At 54.9% G+C, this 20,612-nt stretch carries 17 protein-coding genes and 1 riboswitch; of the genes, 10 read left to right on the top strand and 7 right to left on the bottom strand.

From position 1 onward, the window contains the following. Nucleotides 1-93 precede the first annotated feature (93 nt). From SK58_RS09960 to SK58_RS09950, 3 genes are all read left to right on the top strand, one after another. Nucleotides 94-843, top strand: coding sequence for an SDR family oxidoreductase (locus tag SK58_RS09960; protein ID WP_017693070.1), 750 nt, complete (start codon nt 94-96; stop codon nt 841-843). Nucleotides 844-854: 11 nt separating this feature from the next. Next, nucleotides 855-2,462 (top strand): FGGY-family carbohydrate kinase, encoded by a 1,608-nt coding sequence (locus SK58_RS09955; RefSeq protein WP_017693069.1) that lies wholly within the window; start codon nt 855-857, stop codon nt 2,460-2,462. A 96-nt stretch (nt 2,463-2,558) separates the two neighbouring features. Next, the gene (locus SK58_RS09950) at nt 2,559-3,866 is read left to right on the top strand and encodes an RbtT/DalT/CsbX family MFS transporter (protein WP_023304097.1); all 1,308 of its coding nucleotides are present in this window, start codon (nt 2,559-2,561) and stop codon (nt 3,864-3,866) included. A gap of 54 nt (nt 3,867-3,920) precedes the next feature. Here the strand turns inward: SK58_RS09950 and fbaB are convergent, their stop codons facing one another. Continuing rightward, nucleotides 3,921-4,973, bottom strand: coding sequence for a class I fructose-bisphosphate aldolase (fbaB, locus tag SK58_RS09945; RefSeq protein WP_015572352.1), 1,053 nt, complete (start codon nt 4,971-4,973; stop codon nt 3,921-3,923). 248 nt (nt 4,974-5,221) lie between these two features. On the opposite strand from fbaB, the gene SK58_RS09940 reads away from it, so the two are divergent. The 3 genes from SK58_RS09940 to SK58_RS09930 are packed head-to-tail and all read left to right on the top strand — an operon-like array spanning nt 5,222 to nt 8,450. Continuing rightward, a complete protein-coding gene (locus tag SK58_RS09940; RefSeq protein WP_003859236.1) occupies nt 5,222-6,499 on the top strand; it encodes a nucleoside permease in 1,278 nt (425 codons plus the stop codon). Further along, nucleotides 6,496-7,500 carry an ADP-ribosylglycohydrolase family protein gene (locus SK58_RS09935; protein ID WP_015572351.1) on the top strand — a complete coding sequence of 335 codons (1,005 nt, stop codon included), beginning with the start codon at nt 6,496-6,498 and terminating at the stop codon, nt 7,498-7,500. The genes SK58_RS09940 and SK58_RS09935 overlap by 4 nt, the downstream gene beginning before the upstream one ends. Continuing rightward, nucleotides 7,497-8,450, top strand: a complete 954-nt coding sequence (locus SK58_RS09930; protein WP_045347825.1) for a PfkB family carbohydrate kinase — start codon at nt 7,497-7,499, stop codon at nt 8,448-8,450. The genes SK58_RS09935 and SK58_RS09930 overlap by 4 nt, the downstream gene beginning before the upstream one ends. Here the strand turns inward: SK58_RS09930 and SK58_RS09925 are convergent. The 3 genes from SK58_RS09925 to thiM are packed head-to-tail and all read right to left on the bottom strand — an operon-like array spanning nt 8,424 to nt 10,780. Then, nucleotides 8,424-9,170 (bottom strand): GntR family transcriptional regulator, encoded by a 747-nt coding sequence (locus SK58_RS09925; protein WP_003859242.1) that lies wholly within the window; start codon nt 9,168-9,170, stop codon nt 8,424-8,426. The two genes, SK58_RS09930 and SK58_RS09925, sit on opposite strands and share 27 nt — an antisense overlap. Before the next feature lie 42 nt (nt 9,171-9,212). Next, nucleotides 9,213-10,013, bottom strand: a complete 801-nt coding sequence (gene thiD, locus SK58_RS09920) for a bifunctional hydroxymethylpyrimidine kinase/phosphomethylpyrimidine kinase (RefSeq protein WP_048219776.1) — start codon at nt 10,011-10,013, stop codon at nt 9,213-9,215. Then, nucleotides 10,010-10,780, bottom strand: coding sequence for a hydroxyethylthiazole kinase (gene thiM, locus SK58_RS09915; RefSeq protein WP_017693063.1), 771 nt, complete (start codon nt 10,778-10,780; stop codon nt 10,010-10,012). Before thiM ends, thiD begins: the two co-directional genes overlap by 4 nt. A gap of 35 nt (nt 10,781-10,815) precedes the next feature. Then, a riboswitch (TPP riboswitch) is annotated at nt 10,816-10,912 on the bottom strand. A gap of 616 nt (nt 10,913-11,528) precedes the next feature. On the opposite strand from thiM, the gene SK58_RS23245 reads away from it, so the two are divergent. From SK58_RS23245 to SK58_RS09890, 4 genes are all read left to right on the top strand, one after another. Next, nucleotides 11,529-12,647 carry a YadA-like family protein gene (locus tag SK58_RS23245; RefSeq protein WP_075262143.1) on the top strand — a complete coding sequence of 373 codons (1,119 nt, stop codon included), beginning with the start codon at nt 11,529-11,531 and terminating at the stop codon, nt 12,645-12,647. A 185-nt stretch (nt 12,648-12,832) separates the two neighbouring features. Continuing rightward, nucleotides 12,833-13,276 carry a hypothetical protein gene (locus SK58_RS09900; RefSeq protein ID WP_048219774.1) on the top strand — a complete coding sequence of 148 codons (444 nt, stop codon included), beginning with the start codon at nt 12,833-12,835 and terminating at the stop codon, nt 13,274-13,276. A 311-nt stretch (nt 13,277-13,587) separates the two neighbouring features. Beyond that, nucleotides 13,588-14,964 (top strand): diaminobutyrate--2-oxoglutarate transaminase, encoded by a 1,377-nt coding sequence (locus SK58_RS09895; protein WP_015572345.1) that lies wholly within the window; start codon nt 13,588-13,590, stop codon nt 14,962-14,964. A gap of 18 nt (nt 14,965-14,982) precedes the next feature. Next, nucleotides 14,983-16,449 (top strand): pyridoxal phosphate-dependent decarboxylase family protein, encoded by a 1,467-nt coding sequence (locus SK58_RS09890; RefSeq protein WP_023304100.1) that lies wholly within the window; start codon nt 14,983-14,985, stop codon nt 16,447-16,449. Nucleotides 16,450-16,493: 44 nt separating this feature from the next. On the opposite strand, the gene SK58_RS09885 is transcribed toward SK58_RS09890, so the two are convergent. The 3 genes from SK58_RS09885 to SK58_RS09875 are packed head-to-tail and all read right to left on the bottom strand — an operon-like array spanning nt 16,494 to nt 20,280. After that, nucleotides 16,494-18,692, bottom strand: a complete 2,199-nt coding sequence (locus tag SK58_RS09885) for a polysaccharide biosynthesis tyrosine autokinase (RefSeq protein WP_048219772.1) — start codon at nt 18,690-18,692, stop codon at nt 16,494-16,496. Continuing rightward, a complete protein-coding gene (locus tag SK58_RS09880) occupies nt 18,692-19,141 on the bottom strand; it encodes an arsenate reductase/protein-tyrosine-phosphatase family protein (protein ID WP_048219771.1) in 450 nt (149 codons plus the stop codon). The genes SK58_RS09885 and SK58_RS09880 overlap by 1 nt, the downstream gene beginning before the upstream one ends. Beyond that, a complete protein-coding gene (locus tag SK58_RS09875) occupies nt 19,141-20,280 on the bottom strand; it encodes a polysaccharide export protein (RefSeq protein ID WP_047733545.1) in 1,140 nt (379 codons plus the stop codon). Before SK58_RS09875 ends, SK58_RS09880 begins: the two co-directional genes overlap by 1 nt. Nucleotides 20,281-20,612: the final 332 nt, after the last annotated feature.

Below are 20,612 nucleotides of genomic sequence, written 5' to 3'. Positions count from 1 at the left end.
TGAGCAGTTTGCTTCACGCGTCAGTCAGAACCCCCGTTCTTCACGCGAAAGCAGACACACCCTAAAAATCATCTCTGCATAAAGGATTATAAAATGAATCACTCTGTCCCCTCCATGAATAGTTCCCTTCAGGGCAAAGTCGCTGCTATCACTGGCGCCGCCTCAGGTATTGGCCTGGAGTGTGCAAAAACGCTGCTCGGCGCTGGCGCTAAGGTGGTGTTAATCGACCGGGAAGGCGAAAAGCTTCAGCGCCTTGTCGCCGAGCTGGGCGAGAACGCGTTTGCCCTGCAAATCGATCTGTTCAAACCCGAGCAAGTCGACGCGATGCTGAGCGACATTGTCGGCCTCGCCGGCGGCCTGGATATTTTTCACGCCAATGCAGGCGCCTACATCGGCGGGCCGGTTGCTGAAGGCGACCCGGACGTCTGGGATCGCGTACTGAACCTGAATATCAACGCCGCCTTCCGCTGCGTTCGCGCCGTACTGCCGCATATGATTGCGCAGAAGTCAGGCGATATTATCTTCACCAGCTCCATTGCGGGCGTGGTGCCGGTTATCTGGGAGCCGATCTACACCGCGTCCAAATTTGCCGTTCAGGCGTTCGTGCATACCACCCGTCGTCAGGTTGCGGAACATGGCGTACGCGTCGGAGCCGTTCTGCCTGGGCCGGTAGTGACGGCTCTGCTCGACGACTGGCCGCAGGCCAAAATGGATGAAGCGCTGGCAAACGGCAGCCTGATGCAGCCGATTGAAGTCGCAGAATCGGTGTTGTTCATGGTGACCCGTTCGAAGAACGTTACCGTCCGGGATCTGGTGATTCTGCCTAACAGCGTCGATCTTTAAGGGCCGCAAGGATGAAGAGTACACCTGAAACCGTTATCGGCGTAGACGTCGGCTCCGGCAGCGTCCGCGCGGGCATTTTCGATCTCAGCGGCAGGCTGCTTTCCCACGCGACGCAGAAAATTGCCACCGTGCACCGCAGCGGAAGCCGCGTGGAGCAGTCCAGCGCCGAGATCTGGCAGGCCGTTTGCCGCTGCATCCGCGAGGCGCTGGCGCGCTCCGGGACGACTCCGCAGAGCGTTGCCGGCATCGGGTTTGACGCCACCTGCTCGCTGGTGGTGTTGGACAACAATGGCGAACCGCTGGCGGTCAGCCCTGACGGTGAAGCGGAAAACAATATCATCGTCTGGATGGATCACCGTGCGACAGACCAGGCGGAGCGCATCAACGCCACCCATCATCCGGTGCTGGACTATGTTGGCGGAAAAATATCGCCCGAAATGGAGACGCCCAAGCTGCTGTGGCTGAAAGAAAACCATCGTGAGGTCTACGATCGCGCCTGGCAATTTTTCGATTTGGCCGATTTCCTGACCTGGCGCGCGACGGGCGATGTCACCCGTTCCATCTGTACCGTAACCTGTAAATGGACGTGGCTGGCCCATGAGAATCGCTGGGACCCGGACTATTTCCGCACCGTTGGCCTGGACGAGCTGGCCGGAGAAGATTTTGTCCGCATAGGGCAGCATATTGCCGCCCCCGGCACCCCTTGCGGCGAGGGCTTAACGGAGCAGGCCGCGCGTGAGATGGGCTTGCTGCCAGGCACGCCGGTGGCGGTAGGGTTAATTGATGCCCACGCTGGTGGCATCGGGACGTTGGGCGTTGGCGGCGGCGCGCTGAACAATCTCGCGTATGTTTTTGGCACCTCATCGTGCACCATGACCAGCGCCGAGAGCGCCGTTTTTGTGCCCGGCGTCTGGGGGCCTTATTTTAGCGCGATGGTACCTGGACTGTGGCTGATTGAGGGCGGACAAAGCGCCGCGGGTGCCGCTATCGATCGGTTATTAAGTTTCCATCCTGCCGCACCGCAAGCGCGCCAGCTGGCACAGGAGTCAGACCTGCCGCTGCCGGTTTACCTGGCGGACCGGCTTTTACAGACCTTCGCCACCGCCTCAGAGGCGGTGAACCTGGCAGCAGGACTGCACGTGGTACCCGAATTTCTGGGTAACCGCGCGCCCTTTGCCGATCCCCATGCGCGGGCCACGATCTGCGGGCTGGGCATGGAGAACGATATCAATAACCTGATGGCACTGTATGTGGCCGGTCTGTGTGGTATCGGTTACGGTTTGCGACAAATCATTGACGCCCAGCGTGAATGCGGCGTACAGACCGAAAATATCGTTATCAGCGGCGGCGCGGGCCAGCACCCTTTCGTCCGCCAGCTGCTGGCAGATACCTGCGGGCTGCCGGTGTTAGCGACCCAATGCAGCGAACCGGTATTACTGGGTTCGGCCATTCTCGGGGCGGTGGCGGGAAATATAGCGCCTTCAGTGACCGATGCCATGAAACAATTTACCCACGTGGATAAATATTTCTATCCGCAAGCGAACTTTCAGTCCCTTCATCTGCGTCGATACGAGGCTTATAAGCAGTTACAACAGACTGCGACAGTAATCAGAGAATAAATACACGTCAGTATATTTAGAGAAAAAGACAATAAGAAAACTCACGCCGGAATATTTCCGGTGTGGGCTTACCTGTACGCTACAAACGAGGTCAATATGTCCGAAATAAATAAACAGTGGCTGGGATTGCCGCTGAACCTGCTATGGGGATATCTGGCGATCGCGGTCTTTATGACGGGTGACGGTTTCGAGCTGGCATTCCTGTCGCACTATATTAAATCACTGGGCTTCACGCCTGCTGAAGCCTCTTTCGCCTTCACGCTTTACGGTCTCGCGGCGGCGCTCTCCGCGTGGATCTCCGGCGTGGTGGCTGAAATCATCACCCCGCAAAAAACCATGCTGATTGGCTTCGTCCTGTGGTGCGTTTTCCACGTCCTGTTTCTCGTTTTTGGTCTGGGTCAGGCAAATTACGCATTAATTCTGCTGTTCTATGGGATCCGCGGTCTGGCCTACCCGTTATTTTTGTACGCCTTCATCGTGGTCATTATTCATAATGTGCGTAGCGATAAATCCAGCTCGGCGCTGGGCTGGTACTGGGCGGTTTATTCCGTAGGTATTGGCGTGGCGGGCAGTTATATTCCGAGCTTTACCATTCCGCACATCGGGGAAATGGGCACCCTGTGGCTGGCACTGGCGTTTTGTCTGGCGGGGGGAGTCATCGCCATGGTATCCCTGCGCAGCGTCAAAACCCCAACGCACATGCATAATCTCTCCACCCGGGAAAAATTCGCCGAGCTGGGCCGTGCAGCGACGCTGCTCTACACCAACCGCAGTATTCTGCTCTCCAGCATGGTGCGTATCATCAATACCCTCTCCCTGTTCGGGTTTGCCGTCATCATGCCGATGATGTTTGTTGACGAACTGGGCTTCACCACCTCCGAGTGGCTTCAGGTCTGGGCGGTATTCTTCTTCACCACCATCTTCTCGAACGTCTTCTGGGGCGTGGTGGCGGAAAAAATGGGCTGGATGCGGGTGGTGCGCTGGTTTGGCTGTATCGGGATGGCGCTCTCGAGCCTGGCGTTTTACTACATTCCGCAGCACTTCGGGCATAACTTTGCCATGGCGCTGGTCCCGGCCATCGCGCTGGGGATTTTTGTGGCGGCCTTCGTACCGATGGCGGCGGTGTTCCCGGCGCTGGAGCCGCGGCACAAGGGGGCGGCGATTTCGGTGTATAACCTGTCAGCCGGTCTGTCTAACTTCCTTGCGCCGGCGATTGCCGTGGTGCTGCTGCCCTGGTTCAGCACGCTCGGCGTGGTCATCGCCTATACGGTGCTTTATCTGCTGGCTTTTGTTCTGTGTGCCTTTATCCGCGTCACGCAGCCGGGCTTAGAAAAAGCAAATAGCAGCAAGAGAGGGATGGCGGGTCTGCTGAATACTCCTCATCCTGAAACGCTGAAGGAGTAAGCGAGAGAACTTTCCTGCCGGGTCACGCTTATCCCGGCAGGAAGATGCGTGCGATTAGGCAATCGTCACTTTATTGTCCAGATAGACATCCTGAACCGCATTAATCAGCTTCACGCCGTCGGCCATGGATTTTTTAAACGCTTTGCGGCCCAGGATCAGCCCCATTCCGCCGGCGCGTTTGTTAATCACCGCCGTGCGCACCGCGTCGGTCAGATCGGTTTCACCACCTGCTGCACCGCCGGAGTTAATCAGCCCGGCGCGGCCCATGTAGCAGTTAGCCAGCTGGTAGCGCACCAGATCGATAGGGTTGTCGCTGGTCAGCTTGCTGTAGACGCGGTCGTCGGTATAGCCAAAGTTCACCGCTTTATACCCGCCGTTATTCTCGGCCATTTTCTGTTTCACGATGTCCGCGCCGATGGTTGCCGCCAGGTGATTTGCCTGACCGGTCAGATCCGCTGATACGTGGTAATCCACGCCGTCTTTCTTAAACGCGTTGTTACGCAGATAGGCCCACAATACGGTCACCATCCCCAGCTCGTGCGCGCGCTCAAACGCGGCAGAGATCTCTTCTATCTGCCGACGCGACTGCTCAGAGCCAAAATAGATAGTCGCCCCGACCGCTACCGCACCCATGTTGAAGGCCTGTTCGACGCTGGCGTACAGTGTCTGGTCGTATTCGGTTGGGTAGCTCAGGGTTTCGTTGTGATTCAGCTTGACGAGGAATGGAATGCGGTGAGCATAGCGGCGGGAAACGGAGGCCAGCACGCCATACGTCGATGCCACACAGTTACAGCCCGCTTCAATCGCCAGCTCGACAATGTTTTTCGGGTCAAAGTAGAGCGGGTTAGCAGCAAACGACGCTCCCGCCGAGTGCTCTACGCCCTGATCAACGGGCAGAATGGAGAGATAGCCGGTCCCGCCCAGACGACCGGTATTGTAAAGCGTCTGCATGTTTCGCAGTACGGCAGGCGGACGGTTGTTGTCGACCATGACGCGGTCTACGTAATCATGGCCAGGCAGATAAAGCTGGTCGGCTGGAATGGTCATACAACGATGCTGTAAAAGGCTGTCGGCGTCTTTGCCAAGCAGTTGCGCAATATCAGTCATAGTGATGCTCCCGTAAGTCCGACATGATGTCGGAGCGTGTGATCCAAGCCCACGTTTTTGCAGGCAGACTAAGCCTGGTACCGACTTAACCTATTTTCCACCATTTGCAACTTTTTTAAGCACAATCTGCTGGCTCGTTTCGTGTACAACATTTTTGTTACACTGATCAAACAATCGCCTTAAAGGTATTTAAAAGGTATTATCACATGGTATGTTACATGCGTACCTCTGACATGCAGGATTAAAAAATGAAAACGAAAGTCCAACTGTCATTCATGATGTTCGTTGAATGGTTTATCTGGGGCGCATGGTTTGTGCCGCTGTGGCTGTGGCTGAGTAAGAGCGGGTTTACCGCCGGGGAAATTGGCTGGTCGTACGCCTGTACCGCGATTGCCGCGATCCTCTCTCCCATCCTTGTCGGCTCGCTGACGGACCGTTTCTTCGCCGCCCAGAAAGTGCTGGCCGTGCTGATGTTCGCTGGCGCGATTCTGATGTATTTCGCAGCACAGCAAACCCAGTTCAGCACCTTCTTCCCGCTGCTGCTGGCCTACTCCCTGACCTATATGCCGACCATCGCGCTGACCAACAGTATCGCCTTCGCGAACGTCGATGACGTGGAGGCTGATTTCCCGCGCATTCGCGTGATGGGCACCATCGGCTGGATTGCCTCCGGCCTGGCGTGCGGCTTCCTGCCGCAGATGATGGGCTATAGCGACATCTCTGACACCAATATCCCGCTGCTGATGACCGCTGCCAGCTCCCTTCTGCTTGGCGTCTTCGCGCTGTTCCTGCCGAATACCCCGCCGAAGAGTACCGGCAAGCTGGATTTCAAAGTGATGCTGGGGCTGGATGCGCTGATCCTGCTGCGCGATAAAAACTTCCTGGTGTTCTTCTTCTGCTCGTTCCTGTTCGCCATGCCGCTGGCCTTCTACTATATCTTTGCCAACGGCTATCTCACCGAAGTGGGGATGAAAAACGCCACCGGCTGGATGACCCTCGGCCAGTTCTCTGAAATCTTCTTCATGCTCGCTCTGCCATTCTTTACCAAACGCTTTGGTATTAAGAAGGTCTTGCTGCTGGGCCTGATCACCGCCGCCATTCGCTACGGTTTCTTTGTTTACGGCGGCGCCGAGCAATACTTCACCTACGCCCTGCTGTTCCTCGGCATTCTGCTGCACGGCGTAAGCTATGACTTCTATTACGTCACCGCGTACATCTACGTGGATAAAAAAGCGCCCGTGCACATGCGCAACGCGGCGCAGGGCTTGATCACGCTGTGCTGTCAGGGCTTTGGTAGCCTGCTGGGTTACCGTCTCGGCGGCGTGATGATGGAAAAAATGTTCGCATATAAAGAGCCGGTGAATGGGCTGACCTTCAACTGGGCCGGAATGTGGACGTTTGGTGCAATCATGATTGTGGTGATTGCCGTGCTGTTTATGCTGTTTTTCCGCGAATCGGATAAAGAGATCACCGCAATTGAGGTGGTTGATGGCGATACCGCGCTGACACGAGGGGAAGTTAAATGAAACAAGACCGTATTCTCGGTGCTCTTTACGGGCAGGCGTTAGGGGATGCGATGGGGATGCCGTCGGAGCTGTGGCCGCGCAAGCGGGTGAAAGCGCACTTCGGCTGGATCGACCGTTTCTTACCCGGCCCGGCTGAGAATAATGCCGCCTGTTACTTTAAGCAGGCCGAATTTACGGATGATACGTCGATGGCGCTGTGCCTGGCCGACGCGATTATCGAATGCGACGGGGAAATTAACCCTGACGTTATCGGTAAGCATATTCTGGACTGGGCGCTGGATTTTGACGCGTTCAATAAGAATGTGCTCGGCCCGACCTCCAAAATTGCCCTGAACGCCATCCGTGACGGCAAGCCGGTGAGCCAGCTGGAAAACAACGGCGTCACCAACGGGGCGGCGATGCGCGCCTCCCCGCTGGGATGCCTCCTGCCAGCCACGCGTCTGGCGCACTTCGTGGAACAGGTTGCGTTAGCCTCCAGCCCGACCCATAAATCGGATCTCGCCATCGCCGGTGCGGTGGTGATCGCCTGGGCGGTTTCACGCGCTATCGACGGCGAACGCTGGCATCACATCGCCGATGCCCTGCCGGGTATTGCCCGTGCGGCGCAGGAGGCGAACACGACCACCTTCAGCGCATCGCTTTCCGCTCGTATTGAGCTGGCCCTGAAAACCGTGCGCGAAGCCAACGGTACCGAGTCCGCCAGCGAGCAGATCTATCAGCTTATTGGCGCGGGCACGAGCACCCTTGAGTCCGTTCCGGCGGCGATTGCGATGGTCGAACTCGCGGGTACCGATCCGAACCGCTGCGCGGTGTTATGCGCCAACCTGGGCGGTGATACTGACACTATCGGCGCGATGGCAACGGCCATCTGCGGCGCGCTGCACGGTGTACAGGCCATTGATCCGGCACTCAAAAACGAACTTGATGCCGTAAACCGGCTCGATTTCGGCCACTACTGCGAAAAACTGCTGCACTTCCGGGAGCAAAGGGAGGGCGTATGAGTGCTTTTGCCCGCCGTCTCGAAACCCTTCACGCCACGCGCCCCGTAACGGTACTCGGCGCGGCGGTTATCGACGTGATTGCCGACGCCTACGCCCTGCCCTGGCGCGGGTGTGATATCGAGCTGAAGCAACAGGGAGTGAATATTGGCGGCTGCGCGCTGAATATCGCCATCGCCCTGAAGCGGCTCGGCATTGCTGCGCAAAACGCCCTTCCCGTCGGCCACGGCGTGTGGGCCGATATTATCCGTAACGCCATGGCGAAGCAGGATCTTCACAGCGCCGTGGAAGCGGAAACGGGCGATAACGGCTGGTGCCTGGCGCTGGTGGAGCCTGACGGTGAACGGACCTTTATGTCGTTTAGCGGCGTGGAGAACCAGTGGCAGCAGCGCTGGCTGGACGGGTTAAGCGTGCCGGCAGGGAGCCTGATCTCTTTGTCCGGCTACCAGCTGGCGTCCCCCAGCGGTGAGCTGCTGACGGCCTGGCTGGAAAGTCTTCAGGATGCGACGCTCTTTATCGATTTCGGTCCGCGCATCGCGGATATTCCCGACCCGCTGATGGCGCGGATCATGGCCTGCAAACCAATCGTCTCGCTCAATCGTCAGGAGGCGGAACTTGCCGCCGAATGGCTTGGCGTAAACGTGGAAGAGCTCGGCACACGGTGGCAGCAGAGGTTTGGCGCTGCGCTGATCGTACGCCATGATAAAGACGGGGCAGTCTGGTACGACGGTGACGCTTCCGGACACGTTCCGGCGTTTCCTGCTACCGTGGTCGATACCATCGGCGCGGGTGACAGCCATGCGGGAGGTACCCTTGCCGGGCTGGCCGCGGGATGGTCACTGCCAGAGGCGGTGCAGCTTGGCAATGCCGTAGCCGCCTGGGTAGTCAGCCATCGCGGTGGCGACTGCGCCCCCACGCGCGAGGTCCTACTCCTCGCACACAAAGACGTATAGGTCGCTGCGGCAGTAGCTGATGCTGTACTCAATTGGCCGGTGCTGTTGATCGAGCGCGACTTGCTTGATCACCAGCACCGGTATCTTATCGTCCATCTTGATATGCGCCTGAAACTCGCTGTCCGGCATCCGGGCGCTGACGCGGGAACGGGTGCGCTGCGGAAAGATATTCTGGCTGCGGAAGTAATCGTAAAGCGAGACGCCGATGTCGTCCGGATTGGGGATTAACCCTACCGGTACCCAGGACTCCTCTATTGATACCGCATCGTCATCCACGTAGCGGATGCGCTTAAGCAGAAATACATCGCTGTCCGGCGCAAGGGAAAGGTGGCGGGCGATCTCTTCCGGGCACTTCACGACGCGTTTATTAACCCACAGCGTGTTGGGCGTTTTGCCCCGCAGCACCACCTGCTGAGAAAACCCGCGCGCCTCTTTTAGCGAATATTCAAAGATATTGTTGATTTGCGTACCGTATCCACGCGCGCGGGTGACGACGCCGGCCTCTTCCAGCGCCTGCATCGCTTTACGCACCGTAATGCGCGACACACCGGCCAGCTGGCTCAGATCGCGCTCGCCCGGCAAAATATTACCGTGCGCGAGCACGCCGCTGCGTACCGCGTTTTTAACCGTTTCGGCAAATTTCAGGTACAACGGCGTGTTGTCCGGTGCGGCAATTCGTTCCTTGAGTTGAGCAATTAACCGGGTATGCGCTTGTTCCATCTCTGTTTTTCTCTGGCATAAGGTTTTATGCCAGTATACGGCTTACCACCATGCATGAAAATGGTGAACCGGCCCAATACCGTGACCCACTTCCAGAGAATCGGCTTTTGCCAGCGCGCACGAGAGCCAGATCTTCGCCTCCTGCACCGTATCCGGCCAGTTCGCGTTTCGGGGACGCAGCGCCGCCAGCGCCGCCGAGAGCGTACATCCCGTGCCGTGGGTGTTTTTGGTCTGTACCCGCGGGGCGGTGAAACGTTGCGCGCCATCGCGGGTGAAGAGCCAGTCCGGGCTTTCTGCATCATCAAGATGACCGCCTTTCATCAGCACCGCGCTGCATCCCATCGCCAGCAGCGCATTGCCCTGCTCTTTCATCTCACGTTCGTTTTGCGCGTGTGACGCACCCAGCAGCGCGGCGGCTTCAGGGAGGTTTGGCGTGATCAGCGCCACCTGCGGCAGCAGCTTTTTACGCAGGGTGTCGACGGCAGAGGCGGAGAGCAACGGATCGCCGCTTTTGGCCAGCATCACGGTATCGAGCACCACGTTTTTTATCTGATAACGTTTGAGACGTTCAGCGACCGCTTCAACAATGTCCGCCTCTGCAAGCATGCCGATTTTGGTGGTGTCGATGCGTACATCGCTGAATACCGAATCCAGCTGTGCGGCGACAAAATCCGGCTCAATACGATATACCGACTGTACACCGCGCGTGTTTTGCGCCACCAGCGCGGTGATAACCGAGCATCCGTAAGCGCCGAGCGCAGAGAAGGTTTTCAGGTCTGCCTGGATCCCCGCTCCGCCGCTGGGATCGGTTCCCGCAATAGTCAAGGCATTAATGCGTGTCATACCAGCTCCTCCAGCGCGTAAAGCGCATCCAGAAACGCCGGGGCAAAGCTGCCGGGGCCCCGGCTGTGAGTCAGTGCAGCTGACCCTGCGCGCTTCATAAAGCCGCAGGCTGCCGTCGCATTATCAAGCCTGTCGCCAGGCAGCGAACAGCAGGCGGCGACGACCGCCGAGAGCGCACAGCCTGTTCCCACCACGCGGGTCATCAGCGGGTCGCCGCCCGCGACCGTACGGGTTCGCTGACCATCAGTGATGTGATCCACTTCTCCTGTGACGACCACAACGGCGTGGGTCTGGCGGGCGAGCGTCTGCGCAGCGGTCAACGCGCTCGCCGCCGTATCGGTGGAATCAACCCCGCGCCCGCCCGCACTCATTCCGGCAAGGGCGAGGATTTCGGAGGCGTTTCCACGAATGGCCGCAGGTTTAAGGGACAATATTTGCTGGCAAAATCGGGTGCGGTACGCCAGCGCGCCAACCGCAACCGGATCCAGAACCCAGGGCGTACCCGCGGCTACCGCGCTCTCAATGGCCCGACGCATCGACTGGGCGCGCGGCGCGGTGAGTGTACCCACGTTGATGAGCAGAGCATCGGCAAGCGCGGCAAACTGTTCCGCTTCCTCGGCTTCGATCACCATTGCCGGGGAAGCACCCAGCGCGAGCAAAACGTTGGCGGTGAAGGTCTGCACGACATCGTTGGTCATACAGTGCGTGAGCGGGGAACGGGTTCGGAATTGATGTAAAACGTGTGAGTCTAGCAGGTCAGGCTGCATGATTTCGCTCCTGCCGTGCGTGAAGAAGCGATGACCGGGTAGGCATCTGACTTCCCTACGCTGGCATTATCCAGATCAGGTAATACGGGTATTTCTCAGCCTTCACAAAGAAGGGCACCCCGAGTCAAATTACTTATAAAACAGCTACTTACGAAATAGCAATTCGTAGTCATGTAGTGTAACCGGGGGGTAACCCGGGTGCAAGGGGTTTTGGGCTGTCCGTTAATCCCCTGTAACGAACAAAAAACGACAAGATATTAACTACCCTCTATATGTATACATTATTGTTCAGTTAATTATCCCGCCAGATTTGTTAAGAACACATGAAAAATATTATTTACTCACTGTGCTGAGAAATATTATTTTTATCCATAATGACGCACCGGGAGTGCTTTTATAAGACAGCCCACCTTCTTTCGTATGAAATAAACCCACATATTAATGTAAACATTTATTTTGCAGAATTTTATCTCTGTCAAACACTTAATTTAACTCTCTCATTTACCACCTCATTTTCACCTTAATGTTTACATTAATAACAACCGCAAAATGACTTTTACGCCGTCGGAACTATTCATAATATTTATGACTTAGATCAACATCATTGGTTTGCGTTTAATTGATAGTTTACTCGCGTTACTAAATAAGATTTAGACAACGTTCACCCGTTTTTTAAATCCACAAAACAAAGCGATTCAGCTTCAGTATTTTTCGACAATTAATGATGTGAGCTTTTCAAATGAAATCTATGAATAAAACCTTTATTGCTATTTTTGTAATGGGCGTTGTCTTAGCGGGTACAATGAGCCAGGCTGAAGCCGCGAATACGGTTTGGGACGATCAGCAAATCACTAATATTGTAAATGACCATCAGGATCAGATTGCACAAAACAACGCTGATAGCATTAACCGCGATATCGCAACGGATAACCGCTTAACGCAGGTTAATGACGACCTTCAGTCCACAAAATTAGGCGTGTTAGTCGTGGATAAAATGGCTAACGACGCACATCAGAAAGCGTTGCTTGCCGGCGCGCTTGCCGATACCGCCAGTCTGAAAAGTGAGACGGCCCTACAGGGTGTGGCGACTAACGGCGCAGCCATTATCAACCTTCAACACGTCGATAATATTCAGGATAGCCGCCTTACTGCTCTAGAAAATGCACCTAAACCCATCAACGGTACAGATGGAGCGAAAGGTGATAAAGGGGAGACCGGTGCGACTGGCGCAAAGGGCGATAAAGGGGATACCGGCGCGACTGGCGCAAAGGGTGAAAAAGGGGATATCGGTGCAACCGGCGCGAAGGGTGAAAAAGGCGATGCTGGCGCGACAGGCATGAAAGGTGATAAGGGTGATAAGGGTGATAAGGGTGATAAGGGTGATACTGGCGCACAAGGCATTGCGGGAAGAAACGGTCGCGACGGTGTAGACGGTCATAACGGTAAAGATGGTGTGACAACCACCGTGACACAACGACAGCTGGATACGGCTACCCAGGCGAAGGTCGCTAAAAATAGCCTGGCTGTTACTGCCGCCACGCAGGATCTGCAAGCCACCAGGCAGACATTACAGGCAATGAATACTACCACCAGCCAGCAATTTAAATCTCTGCGTGATGAAGTGGACAATAATAAGAAGCAGGCCAATGCCGGTATTTCAGGGGCGATGGCGATGGCGGGTTTGCCACAAGTGCAAACCAATCAGCGCGTCATGTTCTCTGCTGGCGGCGCGACTTACAACGGCGAGAGCGCGCTTGCTGTCGGTGCGTCCGTTAACTTTAATTCCCATGTCATCGCGAAAGTGAGCTTCTCAGATGATACCGCGAATAATATGGGCGCTTCGGTTGGGATTGGAATGGGCTTTTAACGCGTAAAATAATCATCGGGAAAAATAGAATGCCTCATTTTAGTGGATGGGCATTTTGTTAATACAAAAAGATGTCTAAATATATTTTTATTTCGGTAGCCCTTTATCTGATGCTGATTTCGGTCGGGATCTGGATCGGCGTGATGTATGTCTCCTGGTATTTGTGTCGTTTTTAAGGCGGTAAAATGAAAAAAGTAATGATGTTCGTTATAGGTACTGCGGTGCTTGCAGGTTGTGTCTCGCCTGCGCACGCCATAAACGCCCATTATCGCGCTCAATTAGAGCGTTCGGGATGCACGCAAATTAGCGCTGGCGATGGCTCTTGCGATATCAGCAAAACCAGAGCGGAAAATGCGGCACAACACGAACCAACGACATCCGTTCACGATCCCCTGCGTGAAGCCTCGTTCTCGTCGGATACGGTTAACGCCACGCTTTCTAACGGCTTTTTTAGCGCTACCGTTAACGGCAAGAAAGCCAGCGTTAAACGCCTGAATGCGAATTTCTATGAGATCCGTGGTAATGGTTTTGTGATATCGCTAAGCCTGGATGAAAACGGTATTACGGACGCGTCGTGGAATAAAACGAAGGGACGCGAACACGGTATTTTACGCGTTAGCCAGAAATAAACAGCGTAAGGAGGCTCACTGCCTCCTTTTCACCTGACAATCGCACGATTTGTCACACTCTTTTGTCTGATTTTACAATGCGGATAAATCATACGTAAGCTGCTGTTTTTATTTAGCATAAAGTGCAATCTCCCCCATACAAACGGCGTTCTTCCCTGCCCTGTGCCCTGTGTCACAAAACAGTAAGCAAATTAACCATTGAGCCCGGTGACAAAAGGCTCTATATTGGCGGCGTTTTTTTCAGGCCCCATCTGTTTTTTAACTTTTTATTCAATCGTTGCTCATAACGAAGCGGCGGTTGTAGGAGTGATATGATGACGGATAAAGTCCGTATTGACACCGTAGATGCCCACAAAAGCAACGAAACCTATCTGGCCCGTCAGGCCGAATTTGAATCTAACGTCAGGAGTTATCCGCGCAAATTGCCTTTAGCGATTACAAAAGCAGAAGGCGTGTGGATCACCGATGCAGATAATAAAGAATACCTTGACTGTTTAGCAGGCGCAGGCACCCTCGCGCTTGGACACAATCATCCTGATGTGCTGAAAAGCATCCAAAATGTCATTACCAGCGGCTTGCCGTTACATACCCTGGATCTGACCACGCCGTTGAAAGACGCGTTTTCAGAATACCTGCTCTCTCTGTTGCCTGGTCAGGGCAAAGAGTACTGCCTGCAATTCACTGGCCCGTCCGGGGCTGATGCCGTTGAAGCGGCGCTGAAGCTGGCGAAAAAAGTGACCGGTCGTAGCGGTATCATCAGTTTCTCTGGTGGTTACCACGGTATGACCCACGGCGCACTGTCCGTCACCGGCAACCTGTCTCCGAAAGAAGCGGTTGACGGTATGATGCCAGAAGTCCAGTTCATGCCTTACCCACACGAGTACCGTTGCCCACTGGGTATCGGTGGTGAAGCGGGCGTGAAGGCGCTGACCTACTACTTCGAAAATCTGATTAACGACGTCGAAAGCGGCGTGCGTAAACCTGCCGCGGTGATCCTCGAAGCCGTTCAGGGTGAAGGTGGCGTGAACCCGGCGCCTGTTGAGTGGTTGCAGCGCATCCGTAAAGTCACTCAGGAACACGGTATCCTGCTGATCCTCGACGAAGTCCAGGCTGGCTTTGCCCGTACCGGTAAATTCTTTGCCTTCGAACACGCTGGCATTGAGCCAGACATCATCGTGATGTCTAAAGCAGTCGGTGGCGGTCTGCCGCTGGCCGTGCTCGGTATCAAAAAGCAGTTCGATGCATGGGCGCCAGGTCACCATACCGGTACTTTCCGCGGCAACCAGCTGGCGATGGCAACCGGTCTGACCACGCTGAAGATCCTGAAAGACCAGAACATCGCGGGCAAAGTAGCTGCACAGGGCGAATGGCTGAAAGGCCAGCTGAAAGAGATGGCGAAACGCTATCCGGTGATCGGCCACGTTCGCGGTCTGGGCATGATGATCGGTATTGAAATCGTTAAGCCACATGAAGCCGCCGATCACATGGGTTGCTTCCCGGGCGATGGCGAGCTGTCTGCCCTGATCCAGAAGAAATGCTTCGAAGCCGGCCTGATTCTGGAGCGTGGCGGCCGTAACGGTATCGTTCTGCGTCTGCTGCCTTCTCTGCTGATCAGCGATGACGAGCTGAAAGTCTTCCTGGATAAATTCGAGCAGGCACTGCTTGCTGCGGGCGTTAGCCCGGCGTAACCGGAGTTGTTGAATACGATGTCTGATTCAAACCCAATTTTGTTCTCCTCTGCGCAGAGCATTGAAGCTTACCAGCAGGCGATTGAACAAAGCACTCAGGCTGTGATGCAGTGGCTGAAACAGCCTGAGATGTACCAGGGCAAAACGGTCGCGGAGCTGCGCGACCGTATTAAGCTGGATTTCAACCCGAAAGGGCTGGGCAACGAAGCGGCGATCGAACGCGCCGTGGAGTTCTTCCTGAAAGACAGTTTGTCCGTTCATCACCCGCAGTGTGTGGCGCACCTGCACTGCCCAAGCCTGGTGGTTAGCCAGGCGGCGGAAGTGCTGATCAACGCCACTAACCAGAGTATGGACTCCTGGGATCAAAGCCCGTCCGCAACCATCATTGAGATCAAACTGATCGAATGGCTGCGTACCCGCGTGGGTTATCAGGCTGGCGACGCAGGCGTCTTCACCAGCGGCGGCACCCAGAGTAACCTGATGGGGCTGATGCTGGCGCGTGACGCGTTCTTTGCGCGTCAGGGCCACTCGGTTCAGCAGGACGGTCTGACAGGCGATCTGCGTAAGATCCGCGTGCTGTGTTCGGAAAATGCCCACTTCTCCGTGCAGAAAAACATGGCGCTGATGGGTCTGGGCTACCAGTCCGTGGTGCAGGTGAAAACTGACGAATTCTCCCGCATGGATCTCACCGATCTGGCGGCGAAAATCGAACAGTGCAACGCGAACGGCGAGCAGATCCTGGCGATTGTGGCCACGGCCGGTACGACCGATGCGGGTGCTATCGATCCGCTGCGTGCTATTGCTGAGCTGGCTGCGAAACAGAATATCTGGGTGCACGTTGATGCGGCCTGGGGCGGCGCGCTGCTGATGTCTGAGCAGTATCGTCACTACCTGGACGGTATCGAGCTGGTGGATTCCGTCACCCTGGACTTCCACAAGCAGTTCTTCCAGACCATCAGCTGCGGTGCGTTCCTGCTGAAAGAAGCGCGTCACTATGAACTGATGCGCTATCAGGCGGCCTATCTGAACTCTGAGTTCGATGAAGAAGCGGGTGTACCTAACCTGGTCTCCAAATCTCTGCAAACCACGCGCCGTTTCGACGCGCTGAAACTGTGGATGAGCCTGGAAGCGCTGGGTCAGGAGCAATACGCGGCAATCATCGATCACGGCGTGACGCTGGCACAGCAGGTTGCGGCTTACGTGAAAGAGCAGTCTGCTCTGGAACTGGTGATGCAACCCCAGCTGGCAAGCGTGCTGTTCCGATTCCGTCCGCAGGCGCAGATGGATGACGCCGGTATTGCCCTGCTGAACCAGAAAATTGGCGATGCGCTGCTGGAGTCTGGCCGTGCAAACGTCGGTGTGACCGAGCATAACGGTATCACCTGCCTGAAGCTGACCCTGCTGAACCCAACCGTGACGCTGGAGGACGTAAAAATCCTGCTGTCTCTGGTTGAGCGTACCGCGCAGGAAGTGATGGCGAAGTAATGCTTATCCCTCTCCCACCCGGGAGAGGGATTGTTTTTCCCGCGCTAACGCCTTTCCCCTTTTTTCCTCGAAGCATAGCCGTATTCATACTGGCTGTACCCCGAGCTGTAATACAGCGCTGCGGATTTAACAATATCGTTGAGGATTGTGCCGCTGACCTTCACGCCAACGTGCTGTAACCGTTTAACGGTATTCTCCATCTCTTTCACGCTGGTTTTATCGAAACGGGCAACCATTAGCGTTGTTCCGGCTGCTCTGGCGACCAGCGCGGCATCGGTGACGGCCAGGACCGGCGGAGTATCAATGATGACAATGTCATATTGCTCGTTAACCCAGGACATGACGGAAAGGAATCGTTCGCTTAACAGCAATTCTAACGGGCGCAGGGGTTCCGGGCCGCAGGTGATGACGTCAATTCCCCCTTTTTCAGCATGCTGAATGACCTCCGCTAAGTCGCGTTTCCCTTCGAGCAGGCAGGACAATCCGTGGCGGTTCTCCAGACCAAAAATATTATGAACATAGCCCTGGCGCATATCCGCATCAATAAACAGCACCCGCTGACCGCTCTGCCCGGCGATGGCCGCCAGATTCGTCGCCACCAGCGTTTTTCCGCAGTCCTGCGTGGGGCCAGAAATCATCACAATGCGGTTCTCAGCCTCCATCATGGTGAAATGCAGACTGGTCCGCAGCCCGCGCACCGCTTCAACAAACATATCAGCAGGGCGATCGACGGGCAGGAAAGGCACATCCGAGGTTTTGTGTTTCCAGCGACGAGAAAACGGATTTTTTCTGCGCAACTGCGTTTTACTCCACAGCCACTGTGAACGTGGCAACGTAGCCAGAACCGGCATCCCCTGCGCTTCCAGCTGTTCGGAAAGCGTGATCCCACGTTTGAACGCCTGACGTACCAGCACGGTCCCCATTGAGAGCATTAGCCCGAACAGCGCGCCAAGAACGATGATTAACGCTTTACGCGGCTTTATCGGGTCCGGCAGCGTAACAGCCTCATCAATGATCCTTACGTTCCCGACAGCGCTGGAGCGGGAAATATTCAGCTCCTGCTGGCGCGTCAATAGCTGTAAATAAATCGTGCGACCCGACTCAACATCGCGGCTCAGGCGTAAAATCTCCTGCTGCGTGGAGGGCATAGCTGACACACGGTTATTGAGACGCTCCCGTTCCCGCTCAAGGGTCTGTCTCTTTTCATGCAATGCACGATAGGTAGGGTGACTTTTTTTAAAGAGCTGGGAGATCTCTGCCTCCCGGAACGTCAGCTCATTTAGCTGATTCTCAACGTTAACAACCTGATCCAGGACAGATTTTGCCTCCAGAGACAGGTCCACCGAGTCTCGCTGCGCCCGGTAGGCATTCAGCCGCGCTTCTGCCTGATCAAGGTCCGCGCTGATTTTCGGCAACTGCGCCTGTAAAAAATCCAGACTACGAGAATCCTGAGCCTCCTGGCGCGCGATATTTTGCTGGAGATAATTTTCAGCAATTGCATTCAGCACCCGGGCGATGCTGTCAGGGTCTTCGCCCGTCAGGGTTAAGGTAACGATACCGCTCTGTTTCTCCGATTCCGCAACCGTGAGACGCTTCTTAAGCGCGTTGATCGTCTCAAGCCGCGTCAACGACTTAAGCGAAAATTGTGTGCCTGGCTCAGCCTCAATCGACGTCACCAGCAGAACGATCCCTTGCGTAACCAGCGTTTTCCCAACCTGGCCGTCGGCCTCAATGTTTTCGCCCGTCAGGTGATATTTTCCCGCTTCCTGTACGGTCAGCGTGAGCTCTTGCGCTTTGCCTTCCACCTGCGGGATCTGGAGTTCGCCTAACGTGATTTTGCCCTGCTCACGCCCTTGCAGACGCTGCCAGAGACGCCCCACCACAGGCAAAACGCGCTGCTTTGCCTGCTGTGTCAGAGCTAATTTGTCAACGGTCTCGCCGAGGATCATGCGGGATTTCAGCAGTAAAATTTCAGGGGCAACATCCGGCGACACATCGGTGCCCAGCTGGCTCAAACCTTTGAGCAGGTTGTTATCGTGTTTGTTTTCAATTTGCACCATGGCATCCGCCTGATAAACAGGTGGCGCAATCCAGGCATAGAGACCGGCGCACATGATGAACAGGAACGTCACGCACAGAATCATCGTGCGGTGGTCGATCATCTCGACGAGCAAACGAACGAGATCGACTTCATGTTGTTGGGGTGCCGCTGCACCATAATTGTCTGTTGTGTAAGACGACATTAATGCTTCATTCCTTTCTGATCTAAACGACGTGCCCATTCCTGACTGGCTTTACCCAATAGCCCAAACACATATTCAAACGCTTCCCGGCTTTTACGGTAGGGATCGGGGATCTCCTGCGGCTCCAGCCATTGCCCAAAAAGCAGCGACTTTCCTCGAATCTCCGGCGCCATGGCCGCAATGAAGCGAAGATGTTCCGGCTCCATAACCAGGATAAGATCGGATCCCTGCATCAAATTGCGTGTCAGCCTGCGCGCCACATGACCATCGAGGGAAATCCCATGCCGCCAGGCTACGTCCTGGGCGCTGTCATCCGCCGGGCACCCTTCAAGCCCGAATATGCCCGCCGAGGCGATATATCTGTCGGGCAGGTGCTGGCGCAAAAGCCGCTCCCCAATCGGAGAACGGCAGACATTTCCGGTGCAAACCACGAGTATTGATTTGAACATTATTGCGGCCACGATCTGATGTAACGAACCGTTTCGGTAAGGTCATGCATCCCGCTGATGGTCGGAACAAGCTGTGATATCACACGATTCCAGCGGGACAGTGGTGCAGTGGTGACATAGACAATGTCATAGGGCTCAAGCTGAAACTCGGTGCCTAACACCATGGCTGATGCGTCCTGAGCATTGAGCTGGTAGAGGTTGGCAATTTTTTCTGAACGCTCGCTTTTCGGCAGCGAACGAATGACAAAAATTCCGGTGGCATCGGCCATATTCTGGTTCAGCCCACCGGCATTGCCCAGCGCTTCCGCCAGGGTCATGCCGCTGCGATCCATTTTCAGCGTGCTCTGTTTAACGACCTCGCCCATGACGAACACTTTCAGCGCATCGTTACGGGGGACAAACAGAATATCGCCGGGATAGAGCAGCTTATTTTGCGTGAGATCGCCATGCTGCATCAGCGCATATAGCGAGAGGCGCGTGTCCTTCCCATTATGCGTCAGCACGACATTGCGCCAGTCCGCGTCGGCAGAGAGCCCCCCAGCGGCGTTTACGGCATCCATGACCGTTAACGGGATATTGGTAATAGCCTGCTGCCCTGACTTCACCACCTCGCCCGTCACATAGGCTTTTTGTGAGCGAAAAGAGGCGACGCTGACATCCACCTGCGGGCTTTCAATAACATTGTTCAGCCGGGCCGTGATCTCCTCGCGTACCCGTGCGACCGTTTTGCCAGCCACCGGCAATTTACCGACATAGGGATAGAAAAGTGTGCCGTCGGCATTGACCCAGTTACCGGTGTCACTGGCGCTACGATACTGCCCTGCCGGGGTTGTCAGTTCAGGGTGATCCCAGACGGTGACGGTCAGAATATCCCCAACGCCGATACGGTATTCCCAGTTTTTGACCTGTTCATCCAGATTAGGATTTGCCTGAGATTTCAAAACCGATGGCCGCAATTTTTCAATTAACGAAGGCGTAAGAGGATAAACATCAATCCGTTTCTCAAGACGATCATTTGCATCTTCTGCGGCAATTATCTTTTTTCCAGCGAGATCGAGATGCTGGCCAGGGTAAAATACGCAGCCAGATAAGGGGGTAATAATTAAAAATAATATCGATACAACTGTTGTGTTTTTCATTTATTACATAATATCTTTTATAGTAGTGATTATCGTATACAGGATAAAACAGTAACATTTCACTCAAGCACAAGTTGCTGTTATTCAATGAATTAACAGAAACACAAAGAGTATTTATAAAACCACACGACATTCCTTTGGGCAGACTTTACAGCCCTGCATTGTCTTAATCAGGCATTCGGAAAGAGGGTTTCAGGCAATCTTAAATGTTCTATTTGTTGAATGCATGCCTGAATCTTAGTAAATTTGCCTTGAAAATGTTTTTTCAGAATTAATTAATAAACCAATAATTATGTTATCTATATAAGCTCATATTTATTCGTCGAAGTAAT

This window comes from Enterobacter sp. BIDMC93, assembly GCF_001037805.1.
In the GTDB taxonomy this organism is placed as follows: Bacteria; Pseudomonadota; Gammaproteobacteria; order Enterobacterales; family Enterobacteriaceae; genus Enterobacter; species Enterobacter hormaechei_C.
The sequence above is the reverse complement of the archived record's forward strand: the minus strand, read 5'-3'. Positions and strand labels throughout refer to the sequence as shown.